At 73.5% G+C, this 17,657-nt stretch carries 7 protein-coding genes; all 7 read left to right on the top strand.

What is annotated here, in order from left to right:
* The first annotated feature begins 541 nt into the window (after positions 1–541).
* Positions 542–772: a hypothetical protein gene (locus OG884_RS33910; RefSeq protein WP_326639696.1), complete on the top strand. Its 231-nt coding sequence runs from the start codon at positions 542–544 to the stop codon at positions 770–772.
* Positions 773–904: 132 nt separating this feature from the next.
* Positions 905–1,099: a DUF5999 family protein gene (locus OG884_RS33905; RefSeq protein ID WP_326639694.1), complete on the top strand. Its 195-nt coding sequence runs from the start codon at positions 905–907 to the stop codon at positions 1,097–1,099.
* Positions 1,100–1,312: 213 nt separating this feature from the next.
* Positions 1,313–1,888 (top strand): hypothetical protein, encoded by a 576-nt coding sequence (locus OG884_RS33900; protein WP_326639693.1) that lies wholly within the window; start codon positions 1,313–1,315, stop codon positions 1,886–1,888.
* Complete coding sequence (locus OG884_RS33895) at positions 1,885–11,613, top strand: DUF6603 domain-containing protein (RefSeq protein WP_326639692.1); 9,729 nt, start codon at positions 1,885–1,887, stop codon at positions 11,611–11,613. The genes OG884_RS33900 and OG884_RS33895 overlap by 4 nt, the downstream gene beginning before the upstream one ends.
* Complete coding sequence (locus OG884_RS33890) at positions 11,610–13,139, top strand: hypothetical protein (RefSeq protein WP_326639690.1); 1,530 nt, start codon at positions 11,610–11,612, stop codon at positions 13,137–13,139. The genes OG884_RS33895 and OG884_RS33890 overlap by 4 nt, the downstream gene beginning before the upstream one ends.
* Before the next feature lie 151 nt (positions 13,140–13,290).
* Positions 13,291–14,142 carry a hypothetical protein gene (locus tag OG884_RS33885; protein ID WP_326639689.1) on the top strand — a complete coding sequence of 284 codons (852 nt, stop codon included), beginning with the start codon at positions 13,291–13,293 and terminating at the stop codon, positions 14,140–14,142.
* Positions 14,139–17,645 carry a hypothetical protein gene (locus OG884_RS33880; protein ID WP_326639687.1) on the top strand — a complete coding sequence of 1,169 codons (3,507 nt, stop codon included), beginning with the start codon at positions 14,139–14,141 and terminating at the stop codon, positions 17,643–17,645. The genes OG884_RS33885 and OG884_RS33880 overlap by 4 nt, the downstream gene beginning before the upstream one ends.
* The last annotated feature ends 12 nt before the right edge of the window (positions 17,646–17,657 follow it).

Genomic DNA, 17,657 nt, shown 5'->3' with positions numbered 1-17,657 from the left:
CCGAGAGTGTGCGCCGGCGCCGCACCCGCTCGTGGATCACGAGCAAGGACCCGGACTTCGCCCCAAAAGAACGCGGATCGTCGGCCTCTACCCCGACCCGCCCGAGGACACCACGGTGATCTGCGCCGACGAACTCGGCCCGGTGATCCCCCCACACCTTCCCGCCCGCGCCCACGATGACATTGCCGCCGGTGGAAGTCTCGGCGAAGAGACCTTCTTTCCTGGCCGGCCGAATGGCCATGACAATAGCCTCTTCCGTGGAAACCTTCTCAATACGGTCAGTTATCTTCTCCTGCCAGAGTGGCACGACGAAGCCCGCTCCGACGCCGTCGATTTTGTGGGCGCCTTTCTGCCCGCCGGACAGAACCGGGGATTTGGAAGGCTCCACCGCGCAACCAACTCGCCCGCTCTTTGGGATTACTCGTCGCCACCCGGGACCACTCGATCAGGTCCCAGAGCTCGCCTCTCTCCATGGTCAGAAGATATGCCAAGGGTGCCATCCAAAAAGGGGAGCGACGGCGACAAAACAGGGTGATCCAGTGTGGCGGAGGGACGACATGTGCGGCTCGCTACAAACCTGATGATGTGGATCGACCGGGCGACGCTGATCTATCAGTACACGACACGGGACGCTGATCAGAAGATCGCCGACGCGCTGAGCGCTCGGGTGGAGCGGGACGGCCACGCAGGCCTGAGGCAGGCCGCGGACGGCGCATTGCAGTTAGCGGGTATGCCGGGATTGTCGTTGGCATGGGGCCCGAATGGGTGCTGACGGCGCAGACAACGGGCGTCGGGCGCGGCATCGTAGAGAGCGAAAGCAGCTCACCGGACCGGAACGCCGGCGATGACCGTCAAGCCGGAGCCGATGGCTCTCCTGCGATCGTCAAGGATCGAGGTAACGGTCATGTGTCAGCACAAGCCTCCGTGCCCGCCCGCAAACGCGCCTGACCACAACGCGGCCCGCCTCGTGTCGTTCCACCCGGAACAGGGGTGGGGGCTGCTCTGCAACGGCGTGGTGCTGTTCGACGACACCGGCGAGCTTCTGCCCGATGGGCGCAGCATCCCCGCTCACCGGGGTTCCTACGTGCAGGCGGCCTGAACTCGCGTGCCGCCGGGGTCCCGCGGCGCCCGGCCGGTCCGCTTCCCCGGCCCAGCCGGGGCACGGCTGTCCGGGAGGATGGCGCCGGCTACGGCGGCTCTGGCCTTGAGGGAACCTCAGTCGGTATTGGCCGGAGTTGCCCATTGACCGACAGTTACGTGCCGGTCATTGTCGAAACGGGTGGCCGAGGAAACAAAGAGGCCGGGGGATGCTATGCCTGACAACGGAGACTGCCAGGCGTTCCTGCGTGAACTGCGCAGGGATTCCGTCAACTCCGGTCTGGATACCGGCCAGTTGGGTACACCGGTCGTGGTTCCCGATCACGTGTTCAGCTGCCTATGGCGTGAGGTTCTGGGTCGTGACGGCACCGTGAACGGTTGGTGCGTCTGGCAGCGTGACGGTTCCGAAGTGGCCCTGCATGTCGTGGAGAGCCGGACCGCGCTGCGTGAAGGTCTTGTCCTTGCCGCTTTGCGCCTGATGTGTGATCAGGAACCCCGGGCCGGCGAGCTGGTGGTGCCGCTGGCCACCGGCAGCGAGGCCGAACCGGCGGGACTGCTCACGGCGGCCGAGACACGAGCCAGAGGGAAGCCGCTGCTGGTGGAGGCGTGGGGTGAGACCGCCGTGGCGGTGTGCTTCGCGGCCATGCTGGAGATCGCCGCCACCGTGGCGGCCGCCACCGGCACGGATCGGGCAGGACGTCCGCTGCTGCCGGGCGCCGTCCGTGCCGAGCACGACGAGTTCATGGTGTTCCCGCAGGCGGCCCACTCGATCGACCGGTGGTGGCGATGAGCGTGTCAGCCGGGGTCTTCGCCCCGGAACTGGCCCAGCTCGGTGTCACGCTGGGTGTGCTGCTGCCCCGTGCGGACGGCGGTTTCGATTTCAATGACGCCTTCTTCGCCGACCCGATCGGGGCGCTGCGCGGGGTCGTCTCCGATCCCGTGCGACTGGACGCGCTGCTCAGCCTGCTGGACTTCGGCGACGGCCCGCCCACGGTCGGCGAGCGGACCAGGATCAGGCTGCAGCGTTTCGGGGCCGCGTCGATCTACCTGACGATCGACCGCACCGCCGGGGGCGTCGATCTGGGCGTCGCGGGTACGGCCGCGTACCAGAAGGGTGGCGTCGGCCTGGCCGGCGAGGTGTGGTTGCCACTGCTGCGGATCGGCGAGGGCATGCCGCCTCGACTGTTGCCCGGCGGTCCGGATGGCCCGTTGGGCGTGCGGTTCACCGTGTTGTCGCCGGCCGGAGGATCCGTCTCGATCGGCTCTGTCGCGGGCGAGTTCCACTGCCCCACCGATGGCGGTGATCCCGGCTTCGGCCTGGACGTGCGCGGCCTCCAGTTGCCCGGCTGGCCGCAGGCCCGCGATCTGACGCTGACGGGGGGCCAGAACTTCCTGGCCGACGAACTGCCTGAGCTGCTGTCGCTGCTGCTCGACCTGGCCTCGGCCGCCGCGGGGCTGGACCCGGCGACCGCCCGGCACCTGTCGCTGTTGCTCACCTTGATCGGGCTTGGCGACGAGGGCCGGGTGCCCCGCCTGCGGCTGGACGATGTCGCCGCCCGCGGTGGCGTGGCGCTGCGCGACTGGGCGCTGACCGTGCTGGCTGACAGCGCGACCCAGGGCGCCTGGCTCCTGGTTTTGGCCGAACTCGCCGGCGTGCCCGGCGAGGTGGCCGGTTCCGGGCCTGACGGGTTGCGCGTGCGGCTCACCGGGCCGGGCACGACCGTCGTCTACGCCACCTTGGCCGTCACGGCGGGCGAGATCGGGACGCGGGTCCTGTTCGGGATCGCGGCCGAGACCGAAGCGCCGCCACTGGGGGAGGTTCCGGTCACCGCCCGGCTGGGCTGCCAGTTGCTCCGCCTGGAGTTCACGCCGGGACCCGCCGCCCGCTGGCTGCCGTGGCTGCGAGCCGAGGTGGTCTGCGGCACACCGGGCAGGCCACTCTCCGCTCCGCTGGTGGGGGTGCTCCGGCTCGGCCTGAGCCTGACCGAGGCGCACGGACTCGTCCCGATCGCCGAGGCCGTGGACGTTCGGGTAGGCGACGGTGTCTACCCCGTGCTGGATCTCACCTCGGTCGACGCGGTCACCCAGATCGCGGGCGACGCGGCCGTGGCGGGCCTGGCCGGGCTGCTGGAACCACTGTTCGGGGACGAGGCCGCCGCCCGGGTTCGCGCCCTGATGGTGCTGCTCGGTCTGCGCGAACCCGGGGTGCGGCCGGAGGGCTGGCCGGAGTTGCCCGTGGCGGCGGCGTTCTTCGCCGACCCACTCGTCGCGGTGGCGTTCTACCACGCCGCCGCCTTGGGCGCCGGGGGCTACCGTGTCATGATCGACGCGGCGCGGACCCTGTTCGCGGTGTCCAGCGACCTCGCCGGTTCGGGGACATCCGCCGAACCCTGGGCCACCGCGTTCGGATCGCCGGTTCCCGACGCCCGCCTGGAGCTGCTGATCTGGGGGGACGGCGGGGCGGCCGCCCCCGTCCTCACGATCGCCGCGCGGGTCGTCCTCGGTCCTCGTGAACTCGTCGACGGAACCCTGGTCAGCGTGATCGGCCTGCACGAGCTGGCCCGAGTGGCGCTCCCGGTCGAACATGGACGCTCACCGGCGTTCGCCTTCTGCGAGCGGCATGAGATCAGCCTGGCGCTGGAAGCGGGCTACCCCATCGGCACCTTCCTCGATGAACCCGAACCCGACGAACCCGAATCCGAACCCGACGGACCCGAATCCGACGAACCCGAACCCGACGCGCCCGAGGAGATGGAGGAACCGGCAACGGGCGTGGAATCGCCGTTGGACGACCATCTGCCGCCGGCCAGGCTGGAGCTGCGCGCCGGACCGGTGACGGCGAGTTGCCGCTCGCTCCAGGGGCTGGTCTGGTGGCGGCGCGACACCGGTTGGGGCGGCAATGTCCACGTCCATGACGCCGCGCTGGACGTCGCGGGCGTCCACCTGGAACCGCCCACCCCCTTCAGCCTGGACTGGCCTGACGGCGACCTCGACCTGGAACTGGCCTGGCCGCTGATCCGGCCGCTGTTGGGCCTGCGGCTGGCGTTGCCCCGGCTGGACCTGCCGGAGCCACCGCACCTGTCACTGCCCGAACTGCTCGCGGCCATGCTGGGCTGGCTACCGACGCTCCGCCCGTTCGCGCTGCGCCTCCCCGAACTCGGCGACTCCGAGTTCGACTGGCCCCGGTTCGACCTGCCCGACTTCGGCGGCGACTGGCCCGTGCTGAGCCTGCCCAAACTGGTCGTGGACCCGCTCGGCGCCCTGCGCCTGTGGCTGGGCGACCTGTTCGGCGGCCCGCTCGCGCTGCCCGCCGTCAGCCTGACCGCTCTCCTCACCGGCCTACCGGAACTCACCGGATCCGGCCGGTACGACGACCCGTGGGCGATCAGGCTCGGCCCTGACGGCCCCGAGGCGCTGATCTGGCTGGACCCTGACGGCCCGACGCTCTCCGGCCTGGACGAGGTGTTCGCCGAACTCGTGCCCGCCGACCTGCGTACGGCCCACCTGGACCCGGCCGAACTGCTGGACGCCCTGGACGCGGTGTCGGGCCTGGACACCCACCTTGGTGACCTCCTCGCCGGGCGTGCGGACCTGGCCGCCTCCCTGGCCACGTTGACGGCCGCCTTCCAGGAGGGCGACGGCCTGCTCCCGGCGTCGGCGCAGGCCGGCCCGGCCGACCGCCGGTCCCCGATCACGGCCACACACCTCGACGCCCCCGCCAGGTTCCACCTGGGCGACCACAGCACCGCTCAGCAGGAGCGGACCGTCTACCTGTGCGCTCCGCTGCCCGGCGTCCGCCCTTGGCCCGGGCAGGAAGCGGGCACCATCATCGATCTGACCACCCCGACGGCCGTCGTGGCATCGGAGCGCGGGCCCTGGTTCGTCCTGATGCCGCCTCGTACGGCCGGAGGGCATGCCGAGGCGGTCGAGCGACTGCGCACCGTGATAGAGAGGGTGACCGTCGCGTCGGGCGGAGCGCCTGTCGTGGTGGCGCACTCGGTCACCGCGTACCCGGCCCGGGCGCTGCACCGCGAGCATCCGTTCGCCGAGCTGATCACCGTGTGCGGGCCGCATGCCTCGCCCCCCTTGACCGGCGGCGGGGACGCGGCCCGGTTCCTGGACGGCCTGGCCGCCCGGTTGCCGGTGATCCCCGATGCGCTGCGGCATATGCTCGCGACCCTGGACGACGGCCTCCCGCTCGCCGAGTTCACACCTCCGCCCACCGCACCCGACGGCGAACCCGCTGCACCCGACGGCGAACCTGCTGCGCCCGACGGCGAACCTGCTGCGCCCGACGGCGAACCTGCCGTGACCGCGGTCATCGCCACCCTCCCGGACGCCGGCCAGATCCTGGCGGACCTCGTCGCCGATGTCATCGCGGCCGGACCGCCGGGAGGCGCGAACCGCCGCCCGGTGACCCACCTCGGCCTCGGTCTCCGCGTGACGCTTCCCCAGGACGGGACGGTGCCGGGCGAGGTGGCCGTCACCACGTCGCTCCGCGCCGACCTGCACCAGATCCGGCTGCGGGACGGAGACGTCCGGCCCTGTCCCCGGCTGCGGACGCAAACCATCGTGGAACGCCCTGGCGGCTGGTTGCTGGAGGGCCCGGCCCGGTTCCGGCGCGCCGAGATCTGGCTGGACGCGGCCGGCCCGGCCGGAGCCGTGGAGGTGGTGCTGCATGACGCTGCCCTGCCGGGATCGCCGCTGGGCCGCCACCGCGTCACCCGCGAGACGCTCGACGCCGGTGGCCGTACCCTGCTGGGCGAGCTGGGCCGCGAACTGGCCGGGACGCCGCTGGCCGGGACGCTGCGCGCGCTCGGGCTGGCCCGCGCCGACCTGACCCTGGACGCCGACGCGATCGAGCGGCTCTTCTGGGACCCGCGCCGCTACCTGTCCGATCGGGTGGCCGATCAGATGCCGGCGGCCGATCTGGGGGGCGGGCTCCGCCTGGAGGCCGACTTCGGGGCCGGCACGGTCGTGCTGGTGATCGGCACGCCCGTCGTGCTGGCGGGTGTCGTCGGCCTGTCCGGAGCCGTCACCGTGACGCTGGCCGACCCGTCGGCGGCCACCGGCCGATTCACCCTGACCGCCGGCGACCTCGTGGTCACCTGTGACGAGGACGGCGTACGCGTCGGCGAAGCGGCGCTCCTGCCCAGCCCTGACGTGGCCGGGCTGACCGTCCAGGCGGCCGAACTCGCTCTCGGCCAGTTGCTGCGAATGCTGATACAGGCCGTCGTCGCGGAGGCGCCGCGGGTGAGCGCCGTGCTCAAGACCATCGGCCTGCTGGACGAGCACGGCGCGGCACGCGACCCCCTGGGCTTGCTCACCGCCCCCGGCCGCTGGTTCACCCGTCCGGAATCGCTGGGATCGGCCGACGGGCTCGGGGGGATCAGCCCGGCCAAGCTGACCACGCTGCTCACGGCGATCGCCGAACTGGTCACGGACGAGGATGCGGGAACCGGTCTGCCGCTGCCTATGGGTGGACGCGTGACCGCCACGGCAGACGGCGACGACGTGCTGCTGACCTTGGCGTTCCTGCGAGGTGTCGGCGCGACGATCCGGATCGGCCCCGCCCCGAAGGTCACCCTCAACGCGGTCGCCCGGGTCAGCGCTCCACCCGACCTGACCGGGATCAGCCTCGCAGCCGCCGAGGTGGAACTGAACGGCGAGCGCGTCACCCTGCGGTTGTGGCGCGACCCCGCCCTTCCGCCCACCGTCGTACGGCTGACACCCGACCCCAGCGGACTCGGCGAACTGGCCGCGCTGGCGGCCGAGGCCGCGACCGAGTACGTGCTGCCGTTGCTCCTGGACGAACTGGCCGATCTCGGCGGCGCGGCGGCCGCCCTCGGCGCGGCCATCACCGGCGTCGGCGGTGCGCTCGCCCTGGTCGACCAGGCGGGCAGGTTCGACATCGTCCAGCTCCGCACGCTGGCCGCCGATCCGGGGGCCGAGCTCGCCCGCCGGTTCCGCGCCGCGCCCGCCGCCGTCGTACGCGCGCTCGTCAACGCGGCCACGCCGGCCGGCCCGCCCGCCCCCGACGCCCCGCCCGACCAGCTCTGGGCGGGCGCGCACGTACGGCTGCTGCTGAACGCCGACCCCGACGGTGTCCCCGAACTGACAGTGGTGCTGGCCGGGATGCGCCCGTTGAACGGTGTCGCCCTGGACGGCCGGATCAGCGCGGGACCGGGCGGGCTCGGCCCTACCCGGCTGACGCTCACCGCGATCCCACCCGACCTCGCCGCCCCCGATCCGGTCGTCCTACTGCGTACCGCATGGCCGTACCTCGAACTGCGGGCCGGGGGCGACACGCCCGGCCTGCACTGCGGCCTGTGGCTGGACCGGCCCGGCACACCGGAGGCGGACGCGCTGACCGTCGTCGTGCCGCCGGGAGGCCCGCCGGGCCTGTGGCACCGGGGCGGCGAGACCTTCGACGGTGATCTCGCGGCGGCGTTCGCCGAATTCGTCCTCGACGTGATGGCGCCCCTGGTGCTCGATCCGGTCCTGGCCCTGGACGGCACGCGCGCCCTGCTGCGGGACACGACGATCGGCGGAACGGCCCTCGGCGAGATCCTCGTGAACGCGGGCCTGCTCACCCCGGCGGCGCCGGCCCACCAGCTCGACACCCGCGCGCTGGCCGACCCGCTGGACACGCTGATCCGCGCCGTGGTGGCGCTGCTGGACGTCGCGCTCGCCGAGGCGCCGACCAGCCCGCTGCGACTGCGGCTGATCGGCGAGCAGGCCGGCGACGGCCGTCGGTACCTGCTGGGCCTGGCCCTCCCCCAGCCGTTACCGCTGCCGGCGGCCGGACCTGTCACGTTCGCCCTGCGCGCGGGCGAGGAGGACGAACCCGTCATCCAGATCGGGCTGGTCGAGATCGGCACCGATGTGACGTTCACCCCGGGGTTGCGCGTACGCGGGCTCGGCTTCACCGCCACCGGCACCGACGGCCCGCTGGTGCCCGGCCCGGTCCGGGTCGAGGCCATCACCCTGTACGGCACCTACGAGCACGCCACGACCGGCTTCGTCGAAGGCGGCGCCCGCCTGGAGATCACCGGTCTGGAGCTGCCGATCGGTGAGTCGGCCGACGGCGACAACCCGGTGGCGGCGAAGGTGCTGCGGCCCGGCGAGGAGGGCGGCCCCGCTCCCGGGCTCAGCCCTTACGTGGAGATCCACAAGACCGGGGCGCAGAACGCGGAGTTCCGGCTCGGCGTGGCGGGCGACGGCTGGGTGCCGATCCGCCGCTCGTTCGGGCCCGTCTACATCGAGCAGATCGGCTACGACCTCACCGATCCGGCCGCGTTCGTCCTGCTCGTCGACGGCGGCGTGGAACTCGGCCCGCTGCACGCGCAGATCGACGAACTCGCAGTGATCATCCCGCTGGCGACCCCGGCCAACCCGCTGGCCTGGCGGCTCGACCTGGCCGGGCTGGCCGTCTCCTTCGACGGCGACGGAGTCTCGATCGCGGGCGGGCTGCGCCGGATGCGCCGTGACGGCGGCGTGGAGTACATCGGCATGCTGGAGGTGAAGGCCGGCGGCTACGGCCTGACCGCCATGGGCTCCTACGGCATGTTCCCCATCCCGAACCAGCCTGAGAAGTACGCCTCGCTGTTCGTCGTCGCGGCCCTCCTGGCACCGCTCGGCGGGCCTCCTGCCTTCTTCCTGCTCGGCCTGGGCGGCGGTATCGGCCTCAACCGGGAGCTCAGAGCACCGGACGACATGACGAAGGTCAAGGATTTCCCGCTGATCGCCGCGCTCCGTCCGGACAGCGCGCCGGCCCGTGATCCGATGGCGGTGCTGGGGCAGCTCGGCCAGACGTTCCCGCCCAGGCACGGCGCGTTCTGGCTGGCCGCCGGTGTCCGGTTCACCAGCTTCACGCTGGTCGAGTCCATCGCGGTGCTCACGGTCGCCATCGGGGACGGGCTGGAGATCATGGTGCTCGGGCTGGCCAGGGCCGGGCTGCCCAACCCCGACGCCCCGGCCGTCTATCTCGAACTCGCCCTGTGCGCGCGGTTCTCCACGTCCGAAGGCGTGTTGTCGGTGCAGGCCCAGCTCACGGACAACTCCTGGGTGATCAACCCGTCCTGCCGGGTCTTCGGCGGGTTCGCGTTCGTCATCTGGTTCAGGACGGGCGAGTTCCTGGTCTCCATCGGCGGCTATCACCCCCGGTTCAAGCGGGCGCCGCACCACCCGGCGGTTCCGCGCGTCGGGTTCGCGTGGTCGGTGTCCGAAGCGATCATGATCAAGGGCGAGGCGTACTTCACTCTCACGTCCACATGCGTCATGACCGGCGGGCGGCTGGAGGCCGCCGCCGACTTCGGCTTCGCGGGCGCGTGGTTCGCGGTGGGGCTCGACATTCTCATTTCCTGGGACCCGTTCTTCTACGACTTCTCGGTGTACGTGTCGGTCGGCGTGTGGATCCTCATCGAGGTGAAGATCTGGTTCATCCACATCTCCCTCAGGCTCAGCCTGTCGATCGGCGTCGAACTACTCATCACCGGCCCGGAGTTGCGCGGCCTCGCCAAGCTCGACCTGGGCGTCGCCGTCGTCACGGTGCCGTTCGGCGCCGCGGCCGACACCGCGCCCAAGGCGTGGCTGGGCTGGGCGGCCTTCCACGACAAGTACCTTGTGGCGGGCGACCCGTCGAAACGGCCCATGAGCATGGGCGTGACCCGGGGCGCGCACACCGACGACCCCGGAGCACCGCCGCCGGAGGCCGGTTCCCCGCCGGAAAGGACGCGCGTGCTGCCCGAGTTCTCGCTCCGGACGGCCGTACGGGCGGCGGGCGAGGTCAACGGGGCGCGGCTGCCGGGGCCCGCGCTCAGCGCCGCGCCGATGGGGCGGGCCACCGTCGTGGCGCGGCACCGCGTGACGATCCGGGACTCCGCGGGGAGTGTCACGCCGGGTACGTGGACACCCGTACGGGGTCAGGTGCCCGAGGCCGTCTGGGGCATGCCCCGGCCGAACGGCGCCGGGGGCATGCGCGAGGCGTACGTGGGCGCCGACTTCGTGGCGGACGTGACCATCACCGGCACGACACCGCAGATCTCCGTGCACCAGATCGAGGTGAGCGAACCCCTGCCGCTGCCGCTACCGCTGCCGCTGCTGGACGACCGGGATCCCGATGGCGAGCTGAGCGCGGCCGACGAAGCCGCCGCGGCCTGGGCGGCGTCAGTCGCGGGCGCGGACGCGTTCGAACTGGCCGGGTGGTTCATGGCGAACGCGACGCAGGCTCTCGCCCGCTGCCTCGGACCGCGTGCGGTGGCGGCCACCGCCGCCGGGCCGAGCGCCTTCGAGCGGGCGCTGCTCGGCGGGGAACGGTCGGCCGCGCCTCGCCCGGCCCGGATCACGGCGGGCGTGTTCACACCGGCCCGGCTGTACGAGCCCGCCGTGATCCGGGAGCTGCCGGTACGCCCGGAGCCGACGCCTCCCCCGGTGCCCGTGCCGGTGCTGCTGGCCGTGTTGCGGCCGGAGGCCCGGCCGGCGCGCCGGCAGCGACCCCGTACGAGTGTCGGCAAATGGGGCGACAGCTACCCACGTACGAGTCCGCCGACGGTGGCCTCCGTGTCGGCCCGCCACCCCGCCGTGGCGGCCGCGCTGATCACCACCGACCCCGTGGACACGAAGCTGCTCCCGCAAGGAGACCGGCGGACGCACGCCGCACCCGGCGGAGCGATCGAAGTGGTCCGCGGCCTGTTCAGCTACGAGCGGCTCGCGCACGATCCCTCCTTCGGCGTGCGGCTGCCGGCCGGGGACGTCCAGGTCTGGCACGTCCCCGGCGCCCACGACGACTGGGCGGACGCCCGTCCGTGGCTGGAGGTCGGCGGACGGCAGCTGGTCCGCGTGTGCGTGCTCGACCTGGCCGGGCGCGTGCTGGCGGACGTGACCATGAGTCACGGGACGATCCCGGTGCCGGTCGGCGCGCACCGCGTCGTGGTGGTGGGCAGCGGGTTCGAACACGACCTCGGCGGTCTGAGCGGCTGGCACAGCGGCGTCCCCGTGGCCCGCGTCGGCGAGCACGCCTGCGTGGTGGCGGGCGGAGTACTGCGCACGCCCGGGGCGACCACGCGCCGCGCCCGGCGCCCGACCGACATCGCACTGGCCGACCCGGCCGACATCGTGCGCGGTCAGGGCCTGTCCGAGACCACGCTGCCGCGCTCACGATCTGTCGTGATCACGCTGCGACCCCTCACCCCGCCCCCTGGGGAGCTCCTGATCGGCCTGGACGGCGCCAAGTGGACAGGCGCTCCCGACCGGCTGTTCACCTTCGGCGAGGAGATCGTCATGCTGCGCGAGGTCCTGCCGGGAAGCTCCGGCTGCACGGTGAGCGTCGCACACGACGGCTCCTTCGCACTCCGCGCCGTGCTGGGCAGCCCGGACCCCGCCGGCGTCCTGGCCGCCCGGCTGATGGCGGCCGAGGGAGACCCCGGGCTCGCCGGCCGGCTCCCCGGCCTGGTGACCGGCCCGGTCGCGGGCCCCGTCCAGAACTCGACGATCACCTGGAGGCCCGCCACGTGAGCGTTTCCCCCGGTCACATCCGGCTGCACAGCGCGGCCAGGCCCGCGCTCACGGCCGGCACGTACACCGTGCTCCTGGAGCACAGCATCGACGGCGACGCGGCCACCGCCGTGGCCGAGGAAATCGAGGTCCTCTCCCCCCGGTTCGCGATCGCCGGCACCGAGGTCGCCTCGGTCTTCCCGCCGCCGACCGCGCGTGGCGCGTTCGACACACGGCTGCCGGAGATCGTGCTGAAACGGCGCACGCTGCCGTGGGAGCGGCGGCTCGGCGAGGCGGTCGCGGACGCGCCCTGGCTGGCGCTGGTGCTGCTCACCGAGGACGAGGGCGAGTACCTGCCCTCCGTCCCGGTGACCGAGGTGATCCCGCCCGCCCTGCACGCGACGCTCAACGTCGGCCCTGGCTCCGGGTCGTGCGCCTGCTTGGCGACCACCGCCAACGTCGTGCACGCCGTCTTTCCCAGCGCCGCCGAACTGGGGCTGCTCTGCCACGTCCGCGAGGTCGCGCTCGACGACACCGAACTGGCCGGAGGCGATCTGGACGGCTTCTTCTCGGTGGTGCTGTCGGCCCGGCTGCCGCGGCCGGGCCTGGCGTACCAGGCCTGCCTGATCTCGCTGGAGGGACGCGCCGACGCGCTGCCGGGCCGCGCGGGCACCGCGCCGGAGCCCGGCCCGGCCGAGATCGTCCCGGCGGGGCCGCGCGACCGGCGTTTTCCCGTGCTGGCCCGGTGGACGTTCTCCGTGGCCGAGGGGGGCGACTTCCAGAGCCTCGCCGGGAACCTGGACAGCGGCTCGTTCGGGACGGCGACGGACGGCTGCCCCGGCGTGACCCCGACCGGCCATGTCGCCACCCGGCACCGTTCGCGGCGCGGCGAGGACCGCGCCGCCTGGTACCGGGGGCCGCTCGTCCCCCGCGAGACCGCGCGCCGCCCCCCGGCCCCGACCTTCGCTGCCGACCAGGCCCGCCGCATCGCCTCCGACGGCTTGGAGGACCTGTCGGAGGCGGCGGCCTTCGAGATCGGGCGGCTGCTCGCCCTGGCAGACCCCGAGTTCGTGGCCGCGCTGCGCGAATGGCGACGCGCCGACTTCGCGGCCGCCGCCACCGCTGAGACGACCCGGTTCGTGCCCGGATACACCGACCTCGGCCTCGGCGCCCCTGACTCCTACGCGCTCGGCGCCCTGCGGGACCTGAAGGACCGGCTCGGCCCGCCACGGCCCCGTGCGGAAGTGGTGATCACCGAGAAGGTGATCCAGGTCATCGCGGACGGGCTCGGCCTGGACGTCAAGGACATCCTGGTCGTCCTGGAGGGCGGGCCGCCGGCCCACCGCGAGCTGCCCGACCCGTCCGGCGCCGACCCGCTGGAGACGAGCTTCGACCGGCTGCGGGACGAGGCCCCCACGTTGCTGGCCCACCTGCGCCGGGCCCTGGCGACGCGCGTGGCGGCCACCCTCGACGAGGCCGGGGTGCGTCCCGCGGACGGCTACGATCCGGCCGCCCCGGCGGCGACCATAGACGAGGTGTTCTCATGAAAAGCCCGGAGTCAAGCCGCCTCACGGCCAGAGCCGCCTCCAGCAGGGCCGCCACGACCGGGCCGTCGCCGCGTTCGATGGCGACCTCGCATGTTCCGGCCTTGGCCAACGTGATCGGCGCCGACCCAATCGAAACGAGGATGGTGCACCGGTGAGCGACGCGGACCTGTTTCCCTCGGCCTCGGCCCTCGCGACGCTCCGCGACGCCGCCGCCCAGGTCCGGCCGGAACCGCCGCCTGGCCAGGTGGTCTCCTGGCTGGCCCGGCTGCGGCTGCTGATCGGCGTGCCATTCCCGTACCTGGTGGTGGACGACGCGCTGCTGCCGCCACCCGAGTCGATCCGGTTCTTCTTCCTGGACCGCAACTGGACCGACGCGGCCTGCGACGGCGCGCTCAGCGTCGCCGCCGACGCGCGGGAACGGGCGCACCTGCGGGGCCGGCACGCCGAGCTCCGCGACACCGTGGACCGCGCGGAACGCAACGACCGCCACAGTCGAGTCCGGCCGGGGCAGGTGCTCGACGGCGCGGCCGACATGCCGGTGACCGGCTTCCTGCTGCGCTCCCGGCTGGTGTCCGGCTGGCCGGGCCTGCAGGTCAGGGCCTCGCGCGACGGCTCGGCCGTGCCCACGGTCCGGCTGGAGCGGCTGGCGCCCGCCGTGCTGCTGGCCATGTTCGACGGGCTGCCCGACACGGTCACGCTGGAGGAACCCCACCAGGGTGTGCAGTTCGGCTTCAACGCCGCGGCCGGCGGCCGGTACGCCGTGCCCGGCCGTGACGGACAGCCCGCCGCCGGGCCCGTCCCGTTCCGTCCTGGCGGGGGCGGGGTCGTGGACATGGTGGCGCTCGCCGAGCTGCTGCACGCCACCGAGGCCGCGCCGCTGGCCCGCCGCCTCCTGCAGTTCCCGTTCCGCCAGGACTTCACCGGCCCGCCGGAACCCGGCACCGCCTTCCGGCCGTCGATCACCCTCGCCGACCTCGGCGCGGCCTTCGAGGAGGAGGCGTGACCGAGGACACCGTCTTCCATCCCGCGTACGCGCTTGGCGTCCGCGACGCCCTGGTCCGCGGCGTGGCACGCACCCGCGGCACCATCGCGCCGGCGCTCCGGCTGCTCGTCCCGGTCGACGTGCGGGCGCTCGTCGTACGGCCGGGGCACGCGGGCGGTGCCGCCGACCACGTCCCGATCGCCGATGTGACCACGCTCGCGCTGAACACGGACACGTTCAAGGGACCGGCGAGCACGCCGCCGTTCACCGATCTGGCCACCCCCCGGGCGCCGGGCGTGCACCTGCACTGGGCACTGCCTGACGGGCTCACGACGACCCGGGCCGACGGCACGTACCGGCCGCTGCCGGATCGCTGGCTGGTGACCCGGCTCAGCGAGCAGCCACCGCGCGCGGTTCGCTCCTGGGTCGTGGAGGCCGACCGGGCCAACGTCACCGACCTGGCCGCCTGGCGCGAGCCTGGACCAGGAAACCCGCCGTTCACGCACCCGCACATACCCGCCGGTCAGCTCACGGCCGTGGCGGGCGGCGAGCCCGGCTGGGCCGCCGTGTACGACAACGTGGCGAACCGGTTCGGCTTCCACGACCCCTGGCTCCCGGGGCAGACCCCGATGGGGCCGCTGACCTATGTGGTCACCGGCTGGTACTCCCAGCCCGGGCTCGACCCGCTGCGGGACGCCGAGGACCCCGAGACGTTGCTCGCGTGGTTCGGCTGGGCGCTGTCGCCGGAACGAATCGCCGCCGCCCGCGAGCGGGCCGCCCGCGCCGTGTCTGCCGCCGTACGGCTCGGCGTGCTGCCGGCGACGGCGGTCGAGCAGCACACGCCCGCCCGCCCCGACGGCCTGGCCGCCCCGGACGCGCCGATCGTCTCCGACCCGCGCCCCTGGTGGCCCCGCCAGTCGGTCTACCACGGCGTCGTCTACGGTGTGCCCCGTGACCCGGACACCACGAACCCGCTCCCCGACGACCGGCCGGACGCAGCGACCCTGGCCGTGAGCGTCGGCGCCACCTCGGTCGACGCGGCCGCCGCGCTCATCGCCGACCGCCTGGCCGACCCTGCGGCCGAGGTACGGTACGCCGCGTTCGCGTACGGCGTCACCGACGCCCTCATCGAGCCGACCGGGGTCACCCGCCTGGCCGAGGAACTGCACGCCCGGGCCTTCGACGCCGCGCCCGGCGGGGAACGCACCGAGAAGACGATCCTCGGCGACCCGTTCGAGGTCATGCGCGACCCGGAGCAGCCGACCCCGGCGACGGACGAGCTGCGCGCCAGGTTCCCGGCCGGGCAGGTGCGGCTGGCCTTCACCGGAACCGGCGCGCAGGCCGCCGACCTGCTGGCGGCGCGCACCCAGCCGGCCAGGATCAGCCCGCCGCCCGACCCTCGCCGCGTCGGCGACCGCACCATCCCGTTGCCCCGCCTGTACCAGCCGCAGGACCCGGTGGTGCTGGTGCGCGGCCTGCGCCGGTGCCTGCGGCACGGCCACGACGGCCGGTTCTCCCTCGACGACCGGCTGGCCTGCCGCCTCACCGGCGACACCGTACGCACGATCGCCGGCATCGACGGGCGGCGGCTGCTCACCGAGGTGCCCGCCCACGGGGAGATTCCCCGCGAAGCGGCCGACCTCGTCGTCGAGGCCGCGACCCAGGACCCGTTCACCTCCTTCGACGAACGCCTGCTCAACCGGATCGATGTCGACTTCGCGGCGGCGCGCACGGCGATGGAGACCCAGCACGCCCTGTTCCTCGCCTGGCTGGCCCGCCCGGCCGAAGCCGCGCCGCTCCTGCGCTACTCCCTGTACGACGGCGTCACCGGCTCCCCCGCCGGGATCACCATCTGGCAGCGGCAGCCCTGGGTCCCCCTCTACCTGGAATGGCAGGCGGAGACCACGCTCAGCCCCGAGCTGGGCGGCTGGACCCTGGACGAACTCGACTTCACCGGAGTCACCGGACCGGACGCCGTCCCCCAGGTTGTCACCAACCGGTCCCTGCTCACCCCGGCCACCGCCAGGTCCCTGGCTTCCGCCGTGTCCGCCTTCTGCGCGGCCGAGGACGTCCTGGACCGGGACGGCCAAGGCAGGCTCGGCGAACAGGACCAGGCAGCGCTGCGGCGGCTGGCCGCGGAAGCCGGGTACACCGACTTCCTGAGCGCCGCGCTCGGCGACCTGCGCGCAGCTCTGCTCGGCTACGCCGACACTGTCACCCGGGACGGGATCCCGCCGGAGCCGACCGGTCCCGCGCTGCTGCTGCGCGCCGGTCAGGCCCGCCTGCCGCGGTTGCGCGCCGTCGACGCGTTCGGCCGCTCCGTCGATCTGCTCGCCGCCGGCGCCCCCGTGACCGGCCGGGGCCTGCAAGGTCCCGGGAACGCGCTGACCCTGCGCCCGCGCCTCAACCCGCCGTCCCGGCTGATGGTGCGGCTGGTCGACGCGGCCGACGACAGCGTCGAGGCGAACACGGATCCCACCCTCGCCAAGCCACCGAATCCGGTCGCGGGCTGGCTGCTGGCCGACCACGCCGACGACGCGGTGGAGTTCTTCGACCCGGGCGGTGTCCCCCTCGGCCAGCTCCGGCACGACCCGATCGCCGACGCGGTCGTGTGGGAGGGCCCGCCGGGCGACCGGGGCCCCATCGGCCTGGCCCCCGGCTGGACGGAACCGGAACGGCGGCACCTGACGGCGCTCGCCCGCGGCCTGCTCGACGCCGACACCGCCGAACGCGCCGACGCCACGCCCCGCACCGACACCCCGCTGCGGGCGCTGCTACGGGTGATCGAGACCACCGGGCAGACCGTGGCCTGGCCGGGGCGCGGCGAGCACCTGGCCCAGCTCGTCGCCCGCCCGGTCGCGCTCGTCCGCGCCACGCTGCGGCTCGACATCGTGGGCGAATCCTTCCCCGCCATGCCCGAGGCCCGCCGCGCCGCCTGGCGCCGCCTCGCGGCGAGCACGTTCCCGGTACGGCTGGGCGCGCTCACCCGGATCGACGACGGCCTTTACGGATTCGTCGTCGACGACGACTACCGCCGGTTGTGGACACTCGACCCGTCGATCTCCGCGTCCGCCGTGGACAGCGGCGCCCGCCGCGGCGACCTGGCGGGAAAGCCCGCCGGAACCCGGCGCCTGGAGTCGCCGATGCTGCGATCCGGCACGATCTGGCTGCGCCCCGGCCAGACCGTACGGCTCACGCTGCTGCTGGACGCCGCCGCGAAAGTCCACGCCACCAGCGGGATCCTGCCGCGCAAGTCGATCGAGCTGCTCCGGGACTGGACGGCCCCCGCGCTGGCGCGGATCATGCCATCGTTCCGTGCCGGCCCCGTACTGGTGGACGCCGACCAGGTGCGCCTGCCGATCAGCTCGCTGCTCGGCGGGGCACAGAGCTGGGCACGGCGCGACGGCGAGACGTCCTGGCGCGACGACCCCATCGTCGCGGCCACCCAGCAGGCGCTGCTGCCGGTGGACGCGGCCGTGCTCGAAGAGGGCTACCTGCGCCTGCGCATGGAGGAACAGCCATGACAGGCCGTCACC

Source organism: Streptosporangium sp. NBC_01755 (assembly GCF_035917995.1).
Taxonomy (GTDB): Bacteria; Actinomycetota; Actinomycetes; order Streptosporangiales; family Streptosporangiaceae; genus Streptosporangium.
Note: the sequence above shows the minus strand (reverse complement) of the source record. Positions and strands in the feature narration are given on the sequence as shown.